The sequence below is a fragment of the Pseudarthrobacter adonitolis genome, assembly GCF_055412845.1.
In genome coordinates this window covers 19415-34702 of sequence record NZ_JBVAYW010000011.1, presented here as the reverse complement: position 1 = coordinate 34702, position 15288 = coordinate 19415, and the positions used below count along the sequence as shown (strand labels likewise).

Genomic DNA, 15288 nt, shown 5'->3' with positions numbered 1-15288 from the left:
GATGATTGCACTTACTGCGGCGGAAATCGCCGATATCACACACGGCCGCCTGGACGCCGACCCGGGGATCACGCCCCTTTCGGTGGTCACTGATTCGCGAGAGGCCGCCGCCGGGTCGTTGTACGTGGCGAAACCTGGCGAGCACGCCGATGGCCACGACTTCGTTGCTGCGGCCTTCAGCCGCGGCGCGGTACTGGTTCTCGCTGAGCGCCCCGTGACGGGGCCGGACGGCGTTAGCTATCCGGCTGTCCTGGTCGAGGATGCCGTGCTGGCCATGGGAGCGCTGGCCGCCGAAGCGCTCCGTCGGATCCGTCTGGCCCGGTCAGCTGCAGGCGATGCCCTAACCGTCATCGGAATCACCGGTTCCGCCGGGAAGACCACCACCAAGGACCTCCTCGCCGGCATCCTCACCCGGCAGGACGCCACCGTTGCCCCGCAGGGGTCCTACAACGGAGAGGTGGGCGTGCCGCTCACTGTCTTCCGCGCCGACACCCAAACGCGGTACCTGGTGATCGAGATGGGCGCCACCGGCATCGGGCACATCCGCTACCTGGCCGACATGGTGAAGCCTGACATCGGCGTAGTCCTCGGCATCGGCACTGCCCACGCCGGGGAGTTCGGCGGTGTGGAAAACATTGCCCTGGCCAAGGGCGAGCTGCTGGAAGCCCTCGCCGCCGGCGGCACTGCCGTCATCAACCTCGACGACGACCGCGTGGCTGCCATGCGCAGCCGCACCGGCGCCACCGTGCTGGGCTTCTCGGCCGAAGGACGCCCTGATGCGACTGTTCGGGCCGTGAATCCGGACACAAACGCTGAGGGCAACCCGGAATTCGAGCTCGTCCTGCCCGGCGGCGAAACAGGCCTGCACGTCAGCAGCCGCCTCATCGGCGCCCACCACACCGGCAACCTCCTCGCCGCAGCAGCTGCCGCGCACGCGGCCGGAGTGCCCGGAAAGGATATCGCCGCATCGCTGAGCACACAGTCAGCAGCAAGCCGTTGGCGGATGGAACGCACCGAACGTGCTGACGGCGTGACCGTCATCAACGACGCCTACAATGCCAACCCGGAGTCGATGCGGGCGGCCCTGCGCACCCTGGCCGACCTGGGCCGCGGACGGCGCACCTGGGCTGTCCTGGGCGCCATGCTGGAACTGGGATCGGATTCAATCCGTGAACACACTGTTGTGGGCACTCAGGTGGTCCGCCTGAACATTTCCCGGCTGGTCGTCGTCGGCCGCGAAGCCCGCGCACTTTACGTTTCCGCTGTCCAGGAGGGTTCCTGGGGCGACGAATGCGTATTTGCCGAAACCGCCGAGGACGCCTTTGCTCTCCTGAACGCCGAGCTTGAGCCCGGCGACCTGGTGCTTTTCAAGTCGTCCAACAGCGTTGGACTGCGGCACCTGGGCGATCGGATAGCATTACCCCCACAATCCACGGAACCCGCCGATGAAGGGAGCGAGCTGCTGTGATTGCACTACTGATCGGCGCAGGACTTGCCCTGCTGTTTGCCTTGGTGGGAACGCCGCTGTTTATCCGCTTGCTTGTGCGCAAGAGCTACGGACAATTTATCCGTGATGACGGGCCCACCTCGCACCACACCAAACGCGGTACGCCCACCATGGGCGGCACCGTGGTGGTGGGCGCGGTGCTGCTCAGCTACGGACTGACCCACCTGATTATGTTGATGATGAACCCGGATTCGGCAGGCCCCTCCGCCTCGGCCCTGATCCTGCTCTTCCTTATGGTCGGCATGGCGCTGGTGGGCTTCCTGGACGATTTCATCAAGATCTCCCGCCAGCGGAGCCTTGGCCTTGACGCGAAGGCCAAGCTCATCCTCCAGGCTGCCGTGGGCATCGCCTTCGCCATCCTGGCCCTGAACTTTCCCAATGCGGACGGCGTCACCCCCGCGTCCACGAAGATCTCCCTGGTGCGCGACGTGCCCTGGCTGGATATGGCCTTCGCCGGCACGGTGGTGGGAGCGATCCTCTTTGTTCTCTGGTCCAACCTGATCGTCACGGCCGCGACCAACGGCGTGAATCTCACGGACGGACTGGACGGGCTGGCTGCAGGTGCATCGGTCATGGTGTTCGGTGCCTACACGCTGATGGGCATCTGGCAGAACAACCAGGCCTGCGGGTCACCGCGCGAGACCGGCAGCGGCTGCTACTCGGTCCGGGACCCCCTGGACCTGGCGCTCCTGGCGGCCATCATGAGCGCCGCCCTGGTGGGGTTCCTGTGGTGGAACACCTCCCCGGCCAAGATTTTTATGGGTGACACCGGGTCGCTTGCCATCGGCGGCGCGATCGCCGGCTTCGCCATACTGTCACGCACGGAACTGCTGCTGGGAATCATCGGCGGCCTGTTCGTCCTGATTACCCTGTCCGTGATCATCCAGGTGGGCTACTTCAAGGCCACCGGCGGTAAACGCGTCTTCATGATGGCGCCGCTGCAGCACCATTTCGAACTCAAGGGCTGGGCAGAAGTCACCGTGGTGGTCCGGTTCTGGATCCTGGGCGGGCTCTTCGTGGCCGTGGGCCTGGGTGTCTTCTACGCTGAATGGGTTGTGCTCCTGTGACTGTTTCTGCCCGCCTGCAAAACCTGGTCAGTTGGGACTCTGATTGGGCGGGGCTGCGCGTTGCAGTCACCGGCATCGGAGTGTCCGGGTTCGCCGCGGCAGATACCCTCATCGAACTCGGTGCCCGGGTGGTGGTGGTTGACGCCGCCACCAGCGAGACAGCCAAGGCACAGGCCGACACCCTGAAGATCGTCGGCGCCGTGGACGTGCTCCTGGGCGAGGAAGCCGTCAATAGGATCCCCAAGATCGATGGCAGCTTCCCCGAACTCATTGTGACCTCCCCGGGTTGGCGTCCAGACCAGGCGCTCCTGGCCGCCGCTGCACGCGCCCACATTCCGGTCTGGGGCGACGTCGAGCTTGCCTGGCGCCTGCGCGTCCGGGCCGGGCACAAAACCGCTGACTGGCTGACCATCACCGGCACCAACGGCAAGACCACCACGGTGGGCCTGACCGCGTCGATGCTGCAGGCCGCCGGACTTAAGGCCATCGCGGTCGGCAACGTGGGCACCCCCATCCTGGACGCCCTCCGCGACCCCGTGGAGTACGACGTCTTCGCGGTTGAACTTTCCAGCTTCCAGCTGCACTGGGCTGAATCGCTGTCGCCGGTGGCCAGCGTCTGCCTGAACGTGGCTGAGGACCACGTTGACTGGCATGGTTCCTACAATTCCTACCTCGCGGACAAAGCAAAGGTCTACGCGCGGACCCAGAGGGCCTGCATCTTCAACGCGGAACAGATCGAGACCGAACGGATGGTTGAAGACGCCGACGTCGTGGAGGGCTGCCGTGCCGTCGGCTTCACCACGCTCACCCCGGCCATCAGCATGCTCGGCGTGGTGGAGGGCCTGCTGGTTGACCGTGCGTTTATCGAGGAACGCAAGGACAGCGCCGCCGAGCTTGCCTCGATGACCGACCTGGGGCAGTTTGCGCCCCGGCACATGTTGGCCAACGCCCTTGCGGCGGCTGCCCTGGTCCGGGCCCACGGTGTGGATGCGAAGGCGGTGCGCCAGGGAATTCAGGACTACGTGCCCGGCAACCATCGCATCCAGCCGGTCGCCAAGGAGAACGGCGTGCTCTGGGTCAACGATTCCAAGGCCACCAACCCGCACGCAGCAGCAGCGTCACTGGCCACGTTTGAGAACGTCATCTGGATCGCGGGCGGCCTGTCCAAGGGCGTCAGCTACGACCACCTGGTCCGGGACCACGCTGCCCGGCTCAAGGCCGTGGTCCTCATCGGTACGGACACCATCGCGCTGGCGGACGCCTTGCAGCGACACGCACCGGATGTCCCCGTGATCACGACGCCAGCGGGCGACACTGAAAATATGCAGACTGCCGTAACGGGCGGAGCCACCACGGGCAGCTCGCCGGATTCCGGTGCGGCCGTGATGTCCCGGGCCGTTGCGTCAGCGGCGCAGCTGGCGACATCAGGCGACACCGTGCTGATGGCCCCGGCAGCTGCTTCCATGGATCAGTTCTCTTCCTATGCTCACCGCGGCGACGCCTTTATTGAAGCTGTCCGCGAGCTGGTGGAAGGGCAGGCCCAGACCGGCGAGGAGTAACAATGGTCAGCACGCCCACCCGGTCGCCGGCCTCCAGGCCGCGCGCCGGGAAACCCGCTTCGCCCGTAAAGTCCACCATCACCCTGCCGGACCGGATCCGGGGCCTATACCAGGCCTTCTGGTCCACGCTGGAAGGAACCGGCACCTCCAAGAACGGCTCAACGTATTACCTGATCCTTGGTTCCACGCTGGCCCTGACCGCCATCGGCATCATGATGGTGCTGTCGGCCTCGAGCGTCGAATCCATCGCTGCCGGAAAATCACCCTACGGCGACGCCCTGAAGCAGGGAATGTTCGCCGCCATCGGCATCTTCACCATGTTTGTCCTCTCGCGCATCAACGTGGTCTGGCTGAAGCGCCTGGCCTGGCCGGGGCTGGGCGGGGCCCTTGTCCTCCTGGTCCTGGTGCAGCTGATCGGTGACGAAGTCAACGGCAACAAGAACTGGATCGACCTGGGCGGCATCACGTTCCAGCCGTCCGAGGCGTCCAAGCTGACGCTTGCGCTGTGGATGGCTACTGTCCTGGCCAGGAAAGGGAAGCTGCTGCGGCGCTGGCCCCACGTGCTGATCCCGGCCGTGCCGCTGGCGGGCGGAGTAATCGGCCTGGTCCTGTTGGGCAATGACCTGGGCACGGCCATGATTATCATGATGATCACTGCTGCCGCCCTCTTCTTCGCCGGGGTACCGCTGTACCTGTTCGGGTTCGCCGCACTGGCGGCAGCAGCCGGCACCGCCATCATGGCCATCTCCAGCTCAAACCGCATGTGCCGCATCACCTCGTGGTGGACAGGCCAGTCCTGTGCAGACGGCAGTGACGCCAACTACCAGGCCACCAACGGGCTCTACGGGCTTGCCTCCGGGGGCTGGTTCGGCGTCGGACTCGGGCAAAGCCGGCAGAAGTACAGCTGGATCCCTGAAGCCCATAACGACTTCATTTTCGCCATCATCGGCGAGGAACTCGGCCTGGTGGGCACCGTCGTCGTACTTGTCCTTTTTGCCATCCTCGGCGCCGCAATCTACCGCGTAGTGGTGGCACAGGAGGATATGTTCCACCGGGTGCTGGCCGGCACCATCATGGTGTGGCTGCTGGGGCAGGCCACGGTCAACATGGCCGTGGTTACAGGGCTGATGCCTGTGATCGGCGTGCCGCTCCCGTTCATTTCCTACGGCGGTTCGGCACTGCTGATGTCGCTCTGCGCCGTGGGTGTGGTGCTGTCGCTCGCCCGCGAACAGATGGCGCCTGCCCTCCGGCCGAAGAAATTGCTCAAATTCGGCGCCAGGAAGGCCGGGGGAGCCGCAGGCCGCAAACCTGCTGGCCGCAACACCGCCAGCCGCAAACCGCCGGCCCCAAAACAACCGCAAGAAAGCGTACGTAGCACCAGATGACTTCCCAGAACCTGTCCATTGTCCTGGCGGGCGGCGGAACCGCCGGCCACATCAGCCCCCTGCTGGCCATCGCGGCCGCCCTGCGTGCCGCCGCGCCAAGTGCCAGGCTGCTCGCCGTGGGCACACCCGTCGGCATGGAAACCCGGCTGGTGCCCGCCGCCGGCCTGGAACTGGCCACCATCGACCGGGTGCCGTTTCCGCGGAAACCTTCCGTTGACCTGCTCAGGCTTCCCGGACGGCTGGCCGGGGCGGTCAGGCAGTCCGGACGCATCCTTGACGAAGCCTCGGCCGACGTCCTGGTGGGCGTCGGGGGCTACGTCTGCACACCGCTGTACCTCGCCGCCCGGCGCCGGGGAATCCCTATCGTCATCCACGAGGCCAATACCAGGCCGGGGCTGGCCAACCGGGTGGGATCGTTCCTGACCCGTCACGTGGCCACCGCCTTCGATACCACGCGCCTGCGTCACGCCCGCCATGTCGGCATGCCCATGCGGACGGAAATCTCCAGCCTGGACCGGGACGCTGCGCGTGCCGCCGCCCGCGAAGCCCTGGGCCTGGATCCCACCACGCCCACGCTGATTGTGACCGGCGGCTCCTCCGGGGCCCAGAGCATCAACCGCGCGGTGGCCGCCGCCGTCCAGGACCTTGGCGCGGCGGGAATCCAGACGCTCCACCTCACCGGCCGCGGCAAGACGGTTTTGGGGCCCGACGGCGGCCCCCTCGCCGCGCCGGGCTACCGGCAGGTGGAGTACGTGGATGGAATGGAACGGGTGTACGCAGCGGCGGACGTGCTCCTCGCGCGGTCCGGCGCAGCCACGGTCTGCGAAGTGGCCGCCGTGGGAGTGCCGGCAGTGTTTGTCCCGCTGCCTATCGGCAACGGCGAGCAGGCGCTCAACGCGGCGGGGCTCGTGAACGCCGGCGGAGCACTCCTGGTCCCGGATAAGGACTTCACCGCACAGTGGGTGGCGAGCCAGCTCATCCCCCTTGTCACCGACCCCGGCCGTCTGGCCACCATGGCCGCCAGCTCGCGCCGCCTTGGCATCAGAAACGCCGATCAGCGCATGGCTGATCTTGTCCTGGAAGCGGTATCCGCATGACCCCCGCAAGCATCCGCAGCCAGGAGTCCCTGGGCCGCGTCCATTTCATCGGCATCGGCGGGGTGGGAATGTCCGCCGTGGCCCGCATCATGGTGGCCCGCGGCGTCGCCGTCAGCGGATCGGACGCCAAGGACCTTTCGGTGATGGCGGAGCTGGCTACCGCTGGCGCGAGGATCGCCGTGGGATACGCCGCACCCAACCTGGGCGACGCCCAGACCGTGGTGGCCGGCTCGGCGATCCGTGCGGACAACCCCGAACTGGTGGCCGCACGAGCGGCCGGACTGCCAGTGCTGCACCGCTCGGAGGCACTGGCGGCCACCATGGCGGGTGACGTCGTGGTGACCGTGGCAGGGACCCACGGCAAGTCCACCACCACATCCATGATCACCGTCCTGCTCCAGGGCGCCGGGATGGATCCGTCGTTTGCCATCGGTGCCAACGTGCCTGCGCTCGGCGTCAATGCCGCCCACGGCACGTCCGGGGTCTTTGTGGCCGAAGCGGACGAATCCGACGGGTCCTTCCTGAACTACCGGCCCAGGATTGCCGTGGTCACCAATGTCGAACCCGATCACCTGGACCACTACGGCACCGCCGAGGCCGTCTACGAGTCCTTCGACCGCTTTACGGCGCTGCTTCCGGCCGACGGCGTCCTGATTGCCTGCGCTGACGACGCCGGCGCCGCAGCCCTCGCAGAGCGCACGCTCGTGCGGGGCAACACCCGGGTGGTGCTGTACGGCACCTCGGACGCGTCGGACCTGGTGCTGCACGACGGCGGCCCGGGGGACGTGGCGGTCTCCTCACCCGCCGGACGGTTCGCCCTGGAGCTGCAGGTCCCGGGCCGGCACAACGCGCTGAACGCCGCCGCCGCCGTCGCCGTCGCGCTGGAGCTGGGGGTCGACGCCGAAGCTGCCGCGCGTGCCCTGGCGCACTTCTCGGGCGCTTCCCGGCGCTTTGAACTGAAAGGCGAGGCGCGTGGCGTGCGCGTCTATGACGACTACGCCCACCACCCCACCGAGGTCCGGGCCGCACTCACGGCTGCGCGATCCGTGGCGGGAGGGCACCGCGTCCATGTCCTGTTCCAGCCGCACCTGTTCTCCCGCACCAGGGAGTTTGCCAAAGAGTTCGCAGAGGCGCTGAATCTTGCAGACACCGCACTGGTCCTGGACATTTACCCCGCGCGCGAAGATCCCATCCCAGGGGTCAGCAGCCAGCTCATCGCCGAACACCTCGCTCCCGGCGGACGCCTGGTGGAATCGGGCGGGGCGGTTGCTGCCCTTACGGACGCGGCCGGGCCGGGCGATATCATCCTGACCGTCGGGGCAGGGGATGTCACGGCCTTCGGACCGCAGATCGTGCAGGCTCTCGGTGGGTAGTCCGCGCCGGCCCACCTACGCCTCACCGGGCAGGCGGCAGCCACCCGCGCCGGCGGAACCGGAGGTCATCTCGGCCTCCAAAAGCGCCCCGGAAGCGGACACCCCTTCTTTGCCCGGCCGAAAAAAAGCTAAGGACGCCGACCGCAAGCGGTCAGCGGACAAGGCACCAGCGGGCACTAACAAGGCACCGGCAGGCACTGACAATGTGCTGGCCTTCCCGGAGCCGCCCGGAAAACGCCGCAAACGGAACTTTCAGGTGGCCCTCGGTACTGTCCTGGCTCTGGTCTGTGCGCTGCTGGCCGCCGCAATCTTTTCGCCGGTCCTCGCCGTTGGCACCGTATCGGTCTCTGGGACCCGGCTTGTCACCACGGAACAGGTCCAGGCCGCACTGGAGCCCCTGAAGGGCAAACCCCTGCCCCAGATCAGCGATGAGGAGGTCAGCCGCCTCCTGGCACCCCTCGTCCAGATCAAGTCCGTCTCAACCCAGGCACGGCCGCCGTCCGGGTTAGTGGTCCAGGTGCTGGAGCGGGTTCCCGTGGCCCTGGTCAAGCAGGGGGAGCAGTACGAGTTGGTGGATGTGGACGGTGTGGTGCTGGCCAGCCCTGCGGACCCGGCCGCGGTTGCCCTGCCCGTGATCGACGGCGGCGCCGGAGCCATCGGCAAGGATCTCTTCCAGGCCACCGCCGCGGTCCTCGGTGCGCTCCCGCTGGACGTGCTGTCGAAGCTGTCCAACGCGTCCGCCCAGTCTGTGGACGCCGTGGAGCTCAAATTGGTGGATGGTCAGACCATCATTTGGGGGAACGCGGGGGAGAAGGAGCTCAAGGCGAAGGTGCTTGAAGCCCTGCTGAAGGTTCCCGCGGACCCGAAGAACCCCGTCCGTGTGTACGATGTGAGCGCGCCCCGGCATCCGGTGACACGCTGAACGCTTTATTTACCCGGTATTCCCGCGACACGCGGCTCCGGTTATTGAATGTCCGAACCATAGGAAATAGCGTTCCAACATGAGTTACTTGACATAACTATAACCTTCAACTCGAGGGTTAAGGTTCGAAGTTTCAAGCCCGACTCCACCAGTTTTCGCAATAGGACACGAACAAGGGACACGTAACGTGGCAGCTCCGCAGAATTACTTGGCCGTCATCAAGGTCGTCGGCATCGGCGGCGGTGGCGTGAACGCAGTCAACCGCATGATCGAGGTCGGTCTTCGCGGCGTCGAATTCATTGCTGTCAACACCGATGCGCAGGCATTGTTGATGAGCGATGCAGACGTCAAGCTCGATATCGGGCGTGAGCTGACCCGCGGCCTGGGAGCCGGGGCGAATCCTGAGGTTGGCAGGCAGGCTGCCGAAGACCACGCCGAGGAGATCGAAGAGGTCATCCGCGGCGCAGACATGGTCTTCGTCACCGCAGGCGAAGGCGGCGGCACCGGTACCGGCGGTGCGCCCGTCGTTGCCCGCATCGCCCGCTCCCTCGGCGCCCTGACCATCGGCGTTGTGACCCGCCCGTTCACCTTCGAGGGCCGCCGCCGCGCTGGCTCCGCCGAGGCGGGCATCGACGCCCTCCGTGACGAAGTGGACACGCTGATCGTCATCCCGAATGACAGGCTTCTGTCCATCAGCGACCGCAACGTCTCCGTCCTGGACGCTTTCCGTTCCGCTGACCAGGTCCTGCTGTCCGGTGTCCAGGGCATCACGGACCTCATCACCACCCCCGGCCTGATCAACCTCGACTTCGCGGACGTCAAGTCCGTGATGCAGGGCGCGGGCTCCGCGCTGATGGGCATCGGCTCCGCCCGCGGTGAAGACCGTGCGGTGAAGGCTGCTGAGCTCGCGATTGCGTCACCGCTGCTGGAAGCCTCCATCGACGGCGCCCATGGTGTCCTGCTCTCCATCCAGGGCGGTTCAGATCTCGGCCTGTTCGAAATCAATGAAGCTGCCCGCCTGGTCCAGGAAGTGGCCCACCCCGAAGCCAACATCATCTTCGGTGCCGTGATCGACGACGCACTCGGTGACGAGGCCCGTGTCACGGTCATCGCCGCCGGTTTCGACGACGTCAAGGCCACCTCTCCCTCCATGGACCAGTCGCAGCCGCAGGTTGCACCGCAGCGGCCCGCCGCGGCGCCCGCGCCGGCTCAGGCCCCCACTTCCGGCGGGAACCACCAGCACAACGTCCAGCCCGTCCACGCCGGCGTCGGTGCGTCGGGCCTGAGTAACTGGGGCCAGCAGCGCCCGTCGGCGGTCCCCGCCGATTCAGGTTTCGACGTCGACCTGCCCTCAGTTGTGGAGCCGGACCTCTCGGGGAACCGCGCCGATGACCTGGATGTCCCCGACTTCCTGAAGTAGGGCCCGGGTTGTTCTATTGGCGGGCCGAAGTGTGTCCTGGTGTGAGTGTGGCGTTCACAGACACCCAGGCCGGCAATCTCGCCCTGCACGTAGGGGACAACGCCGTTGACGTTCTCCAGCGCCGCGAGGCGTTGGAGGACGCGGCCGGCATGGCCCGTGGTTCCCTCCGGTTCATGGAGCAGGTCCACGGCACTGCCGTGGAAATGATGGAGCCGGCCACGCCAGCGCCGACCGCCGATGCCATGGTGTCGGGGGGACTGCCGCTCGCGGTGATGGTGGCCGACTGCATCCCGGCGGTGCTCGTGGGGCAGGGACCGGGCGGTCCGGTCCTCGCTGCCGTGCACGCAGGCCGGCCGGGGATAGCAAACGGCATTCTCCCGGCGGCAGTGGAGCGGATGCGCTCGGCTGGGGCCACAGGCATCCGCGCCTGGCTGGGCCCGTCAATCTGCGGGCGTTGCTATGAAGTGCCCGCCGACCTGCGCGCCCAAGTGGCAGCGCAGGTGCCGGCGACGTGGGCTGCCACGTCCTGGGGCACGCCGGCGCTGGATCTCCCGGCGGGGGCGAAGAGCCAACTTGAAGCTGCCGGCGTCGTCGTAGAATATGCGGGTCCATGCACGCTCGAGAAGGAAGAGCTTTTCTCTTACCGCAGATCCAACACGACTGGCCGCTTTGCCGGACTGGTGTGGTCACATGAATGAGGGCATGGTGGAGGACAACCCGGCGCGGATGGCTGAGCTGGCGGAGCGTCTCGCCGGCGTCCATCGGCGCATTGAAGCCGCTGTCGAAAACTCAGGCCGGGCGGGGGAACTGCCCACGCTGATTGTGGTCACCAAGTTCCATCCGGCCACGGACATCAGGCGCCTGGCCGCGCTGGGCGTCCGCGACGTCGGCGAGAACCGGGATCAGGAAGCCTCCTCGAAGGCGGCCGAACTGGCAGGCCTCGGACTCAACTGGCACTTCGTCGGGCAGCTGCAGAGCAAAAAAGCGAAATCCGTGGCCAAGTACGCACAGGCCATCCATTCCGTGGACCGGGTGGCCCTGGTGGATGGCCTCGAGCGCGCCATCGCGGCGGAACAGGAGCGGACAGGCCGGGGAGCCCTGGAGTGCTTCATCCAGGTCAGCCTCGACGACGACGCCGGCGCCCACCGCGGCGGCGCAGCTCCGGCGGAGATACCGCCCCTGGCCGAGCGGCTGGCGGCTGCCGCAGGACTGGAACTGGCGGGCGTTATGGCTGTCGCCCCGTTGGGCACCAGTCCGGAGGCTGCGTTCGAAAAGCTGGCAGCCATTTCGGCGGCCTTGGTAGCGGAGCATCCCGGCGCAATGGCCATCTCGGCGGGCATGAGCCAGGACCTGGAAGCGGCCATCCGTTTCGGAGCGACACACCTGCGAATCGGTTCCGATATTCTCGGATCGCGTCCCGCCGTGGGGTAGCGTCGAACCCATAGGAAGTGAGTGGCGGGGGATTCAAGGCTGTCAAGTCATTGGGCGGCCCGCCTACGGACACGATTAGGAGTCGACCATGGCCGGCGCTCTGCGCAAGACAATGATCTATCTTGGGCTCGCCGACGGCGATGAACACTACGAGTCCGAGCACACCACAACACGTAAGGACGAGGACGATTCGATGGAAGTTGACCGCGAGGAACGCCGTGCACCGGCACCCGTCCGCGATGTCAGCCGCGAGTCATCACACGCCCCCGAAGAGGAATACCGCGCACCAGTGACCCCCATCAAGCGTGCGGCCTCGAGCCGCGAAGAACCGTCCGGGCTTCGGCAGATCACGACGATCCACCCGCGGTCCTACAACGACGCCAAGCTCATCGGTGAGAGTTTCCGGGACGGCATCCCCGTCATCATGAACGTGACCGACATGGGCGAAGCGGACGCCAAGCGTCTCGTCGACTTCTCGGCCGGCCTGGTTTTCGGGCTCCGGGGCAGCATCGAACGGGTCACCAACAAGGTTTTCCTGCTGTCGCCGTCGTACATTGAGGTCATTGGCGATGACAAGAAGGTCAGCGAAACCCAGGCCAGCTTCTTCAATCAAAGTTAGCCCTGAGCTTATTCCAGATGCCAGACAGGTACACCTGTCTGGCATCTGTGCTGAAATAGACAAGAAACATTGGCAGGGCACCGCGGTATCCGGAATGGACATGGAGATATGAGTTAAGTCATGGGAATTGTTTTCGGACTTGTCTATATCGCCCTTTTGCTGTTCTTCGTGGCGCTGATCATCCGGCTGGTCTTTGACTGGGTCCAGATGTTTGCCAGGGAATGGCGTCCGCGTGGTGTCGCCCTCGTAGTGGCCCACACGGTGTACTCGATCACCGATCCGCTGCTCAAGGGGCTCCGGAGGCTGATCCCGCCGTTGAGGCTCGGAGGGGTGACCCTGGACCTCGGGTTTCTGGTGCTGTTCATCGCCGTCAGCATCGCGATGGCGGTCACCAGGGGTTTCGCGTAATCTTCGACAAGACCTAGCGGCGCAGGCGAAGTTCCTGGAATTGGAACTCCCTCTGCGACGCGAAGAAATCTCCGGTTTGACACCCAGTGTTGAATTAGAGGAACCAGACAAAATTTAGGTACCGTAGTTTTGACGGCCGGAAGGCCTACTGACTAACTAGACCAATGAGGTGACCAGATGGCTTTGACGCCAGAAGACGTTGTCAACAAGCGCTTTCAGCCGACCAAGTTCCGCGAAGGCTACGACCAGGATGAAGTTGATGACTTCCTGGACGAGATCGTTGTGGAACTCAGGCGCCTGAACCAGGAGAACGACGAGCTCCGCAAGAAGCTTGCAGAATCAGGTTCCGGCGTGCCGGCCAGCTCCGCTGCGTCCGCCCCGGTGGTCGAGAAGGTTCCCTCGCCCGTCAAGGCTGACAAGGTTGAGTCTCCGGCGAAGGCCGAGGTCGAGGCGAAAGCCCCCGACGCCGCCAAGAAGAAGGAAGCCGAGCCGGTAGCACGTGTTGCGGCCGTTCCGGCTGCTGCGCCCGCCGCATCCGCTGGAAGCACGGTTTCGGCCGAATCCGCTGCCGGACTGCTCGCCATGGCGCAGCAGATGCACGACCGTCACGTCGCCGACGGTCAGTCCCAGAAGGACAAGATCATCGCCGAGGCCCAGATCGAGGCCAGCAGCCTGGTCAACGATGCCCAGGAGAAGTCGCGCAAGATCCTCGGTGCCCTCGAGCAGCAGCGCTCCGTCCTGGAACGCAAGGTAGAGCAGCTCCGCGGCTTCGAACGCGATTACCGCTCACGCCTGAAGGCCTACATCGAAGGCCAGCTGCGCGACCTTGACGCCCGCGGTTCCGTGGCGGCGCCTGAGGTCGAAGCGAACTAGTCCTTCAAGCACGTATTCTGAGAGCCGGTGGCTGAGGATTCCTCGGCCACCGGCTTTTGGGATTAACATCGGTTTACAAATGAAAGCATCATGACTGACCACCTCGCTGCTGACGCCGCAAACACCTCTCCTTCATCGGCCCGCCCCCGGCGGGCACTCCTGCTCTCGCTCTTCGCCGGTTTCGCGGTCATTGCGTACGTCCTGGACCAGTTGACAAAACTATGGGTGACGTCATCGATGGCGGAGGGTGAACGCATCCCGGTGCTGCCGCCGCTCTTGCACTGGTACTTCATCCGCAATTCCGGCGCCGCATTCTCGATCGGGGAAAATGTCACGTGGGTGTTCTCCATCATCATGGCCGGTGTCTCCATCGCCATCCTGTTCCAAGTGCGCAAGGTGGGCTCAGCCTGGTGGTCGCTGGCACTGGGTCTTCTCCTGGGCGGGGCCCTGGGCAACCTCACGGACAGGCTTTTCCGGGAGCCCTCATTCGGGATGGGGCACGTAGTTGATTTCATCCAACTGCCCAATTTTGCGATCTTCAACATCGCCGATTCCGCGGTGGTCTCAGCAGTGGTCATCATCTGCATCCTGACGTTGCGGGGGATCGCCCTTGATGGCTCACGGCACGTCGCGGCGCCACGGAAAGAGGCGGCCCAGCCGAAAGACACGGACGATGTCTGAGCGGGTGGTAGTCGCCGACGCATTCGGCGGAACGCGGGCGGACGCAGGGCTCGCCAAGCTGATGGGGATTTCCCGTTCAATGGCCGCAACCCTCATTGCCGAAGGCAACGTGGTGAGCCGCGGCAGGAAACTCGGTAAGTCCGCGCGGCTGGTCGCCGGCGATGTCCTGGAAGTGACGGTGCCTGAACGACGGGACCCGCTCGAAGTGGTGGAGGAAGTTGTGGAAGGCCTGAAAATCCTGCTGGACGACGACGAATTTGTCGTTGTGGACAAGCCGGTGGGCGTTGCCGCGCATCCTTCCCCCGGCTGGGTAGGGCCCACCGTAGTCGGCGGTCTCGCCGGAGCGGGATTCCGCATCTCGACGTCGGGCTCGCCTGAACGTGTGGGTATCGTGCACCGGCTCGACGTCGGCACGTCCGGGGTGATGGTGGTGGCCAAAACGGAGCGCGCCTATACGGCCTTGAAGAGGGCATTTAAGGAGCGCACTGTGGAGAAGGTGTACCACGCGGTGGTCCAGGGGCTCCCCGACCCCCTGGAAGGCACCATCGACGCACCAATCGGGCGCCACCCCGGACACGACTGGCGCTTTGCCGTGATCGAAGACGGCCGGCCGTCGATCACGCACTACGAGGTGCTGGAGGCGTTTGGCAAGGCCACTCTGGTGGAGGTGCACCTTGAGACAGGGCGCACTCACCAGATCCGTGTCCACTTTTCAGCGTTGCGCCACCCGTGCGCGGGAGATCTTACCTACGGGGCGGATCCTCGGCTCGCCGCCACCCTGGGCCTGACCCGGCAATGGCTCCATGCCCGGCAGCTCGGCTTCGACCACCCGGCAACGGGGGAGCGCGTGACGGTTACCAGCGAATACCCGCAGGACCTGGCCTTTGCCCTGGAAGTCCTGGCGTCCGGGGAGGCGTAGCGGCTGGGTCGCTGGGCCGTTGGCGGT

Annotated in this window: 15 protein-coding genes; all 15 read left to right on the top strand. The window is 65.7% G+C overall.

Features of this window, described 5'->3' with window-relative positions; all coding sequences use genetic code 11:
* Position 1 precedes the first annotated feature (1 nt).
* The 15 genes from ACZYZ4_RS12465 to ACZYZ4_RS12395 all read left to right on the top strand — a co-directional run bounded on the left by ACZYZ4_RS12465 (position 2) and on the right by ACZYZ4_RS12395 (position 15261).
* The gene (locus tag ACZYZ4_RS12465) at positions 2 to 1468 is read left to right on the top strand and encodes a UDP-N-acetylmuramoyl-tripeptide--D-alanyl-D-alanine ligase (protein WP_463861281.1); all 1467 of its coding nucleotides are present in this window, start codon (positions 2 to 4) and stop codon (positions 1466 to 1468) included.
* The gene (gene mraY, locus ACZYZ4_RS12460) at positions 1465 to 2574 is read left to right on the top strand and encodes a phospho-N-acetylmuramoyl-pentapeptide-transferase (protein ID WP_463861279.1); all 1110 of its coding nucleotides are present in this window, start codon (positions 1465 to 1467) and stop codon (positions 2572 to 2574) included. Before ACZYZ4_RS12465 ends, mraY begins: the two co-directional genes overlap by 4 nt.
* A complete protein-coding gene (gene murD, locus ACZYZ4_RS12455) occupies positions 2556 to 4133 on the top strand; it encodes a UDP-N-acetylmuramoyl-L-alanine--D-glutamate ligase (protein ID WP_463861277.1) in 1578 nt (525 codons plus the stop codon). Before mraY ends, murD begins: the two co-directional genes overlap by 19 nt.
* 2 nt (positions 4134 to 4135) lie before the next feature.
* Complete coding sequence (gene ftsW / locus ACZYZ4_RS12450; protein ID WP_463861275.1) at positions 4136 to 5518, top strand: putative lipid II flippase FtsW; 1383 nt, start codon at positions 4136 to 4138, stop codon at positions 5516 to 5518.
* Entirely contained in the window at positions 5515 to 6615 is a 1101-nt protein-coding gene (gene murG, locus ACZYZ4_RS12445; protein ID WP_463861274.1) for an undecaprenyldiphospho-muramoylpentapeptide beta-N-acetylglucosaminyltransferase, read from the top strand. The genes ftsW and murG overlap by 4 nt, the downstream gene beginning before the upstream one ends.
* On the top strand, positions 6612 to 7988 hold the full coding sequence (gene murC, locus ACZYZ4_RS12440; protein ID WP_463861272.1) for a UDP-N-acetylmuramate--L-alanine ligase: 1377 nt from the start codon (positions 6612 to 6614) through the stop codon (positions 7986 to 7988). Before murG ends, murC begins: the two co-directional genes overlap by 4 nt.
* Complete coding sequence (locus ACZYZ4_RS12435; protein ID WP_463861270.1) at positions 7981 to 8910, top strand: cell division protein FtsQ/DivIB; 930 nt, start codon at positions 7981 to 7983, stop codon at positions 8908 to 8910. Before murC ends, ACZYZ4_RS12435 begins: the two co-directional genes overlap by 8 nt.
* Positions 8911 to 9097: 187 nt before the next feature.
* Entirely contained in the window at positions 9098 to 10330 is a 1233-nt protein-coding gene (ftsZ, locus tag ACZYZ4_RS12430; RefSeq protein ID WP_463861268.1) for a cell division protein FtsZ, read from the top strand.
* Between the two features lie 8 nt (positions 10331 to 10338).
* The gene (locus ACZYZ4_RS12425) at positions 10339 to 11028 is read left to right on the top strand and encodes a purine nucleoside phosphorylase YfiH/LACC1 family protein (RefSeq protein WP_463861266.1); all 690 of its coding nucleotides are present in this window, start codon (positions 10339 to 10341) and stop codon (positions 11026 to 11028) included.
* Positions 11021 to 11761 (top strand): YggS family pyridoxal phosphate-dependent enzyme, encoded by a 741-nt coding sequence (locus tag ACZYZ4_RS12420; protein ID WP_463861264.1) that lies wholly within the window; start codon positions 11021 to 11023, stop codon positions 11759 to 11761. Before ACZYZ4_RS12425 ends, ACZYZ4_RS12420 begins: the two co-directional genes overlap by 8 nt.
* 88 nt (positions 11762 to 11849) lie before the next feature.
* A complete protein-coding gene (locus tag ACZYZ4_RS12415) occupies positions 11850 to 12380 on the top strand; it encodes a cell division protein SepF (protein ID WP_056342219.1) in 531 nt (176 codons plus the stop codon).
* A gap of 120 nt (positions 12381 to 12500) precedes the next feature.
* On the top strand, positions 12501 to 12788 hold the full coding sequence (locus ACZYZ4_RS12410) for a YggT family protein (protein WP_463861262.1): 288 nt from the start codon (positions 12501 to 12503) through the stop codon (positions 12786 to 12788).
* A 177-nt stretch (positions 12789 to 12965) separates the two neighbouring features.
* Positions 12966 to 13661, top strand: a complete 696-nt coding sequence (locus ACZYZ4_RS12405) for a DivIVA domain-containing protein (RefSeq protein ID WP_463861260.1) — start codon at positions 12966 to 12968, stop codon at positions 13659 to 13661.
* Positions 13662 to 13751: 90 nt separating this feature from the next.
* Complete coding sequence (lspA, locus tag ACZYZ4_RS12400) at positions 13752 to 14342, top strand: signal peptidase II (protein ID WP_463861259.1); 591 nt, start codon at positions 13752 to 13754, stop codon at positions 14340 to 14342.
* The gene (locus tag ACZYZ4_RS12395) at positions 14335 to 15261 is read left to right on the top strand and encodes an RluA family pseudouridine synthase (RefSeq protein ID WP_463861257.1); all 927 of its coding nucleotides are present in this window, start codon (positions 14335 to 14337) and stop codon (positions 15259 to 15261) included. Before lspA ends, ACZYZ4_RS12395 begins: the two co-directional genes overlap by 8 nt.
* The last annotated feature ends 27 nt before the right edge of the window (positions 15262 to 15288 follow it).

Bases quoted from the DNA above. Each gene is read 5' to 3' on its own strand.
- murC (WP_463861272.1), top strand. From the start codon at position 6,612: ATGACCCCCGCAAGCATCCGCAGCCAGGAGTCCCTGGGCCGCGTCCAT.
- ACZYZ4_RS12395 (WP_463861257.1), top strand. From the start codon at position 14,335: ATGTCTGAGCGGGTGGTAGTCGCCGACGCATTCGGCGGAACGCGGGCG.
- ACZYZ4_RS12405 (WP_463861260.1), top strand. From the start codon at position 12,966: ATGGCTTTGACGCCAGAAGACGTTGTCAACAAGCGCTTTCAGCCGACC.
- ACZYZ4_RS12420 (WP_463861264.1), top strand. From the start codon at position 11,021: ATGAATGAGGGCATGGTGGAGGACAACCCGGCGCGGATGGCTGAGCTG.
- murG (WP_463861274.1), top strand. From the start codon at position 5,515: ATGACTTCCCAGAACCTGTCCATTGTCCTGGCGGGCGGCGGAACCGCC.
- ACZYZ4_RS12410 (WP_463861262.1), top strand. From the start codon at position 12,501: ATGGGAATTGTTTTCGGACTTGTCTATATCGCCCTTTTGCTGTTCTTC.
- ftsW (WP_463861275.1), top strand. From the start codon at position 4,136: ATGGTCAGCACGCCCACCCGGTCGCCGGCCTCCAGGCCGCGCGCCGGG.
- ACZYZ4_RS12415 (WP_056342219.1), top strand. From the start codon at position 11,850: ATGGCCGGCGCTCTGCGCAAGACAATGATCTATCTTGGGCTCGCCGAC.
- murD (WP_463861277.1), top strand. From the start codon at position 2,556: ATGGGTTGTGCTCCTGTGACTGTTTCTGCCCGCCTGCAAAACCTGGTC.
- ACZYZ4_RS12465 (WP_463861281.1), top strand. From the start codon at position 2: ATGATTGCACTTACTGCGGCGGAAATCGCCGATATCACACACGGCCGC.
- lspA (WP_463861259.1), top strand. From the start codon at position 13,752: ATGACTGACCACCTCGCTGCTGACGCCGCAAACACCTCTCCTTCATCG.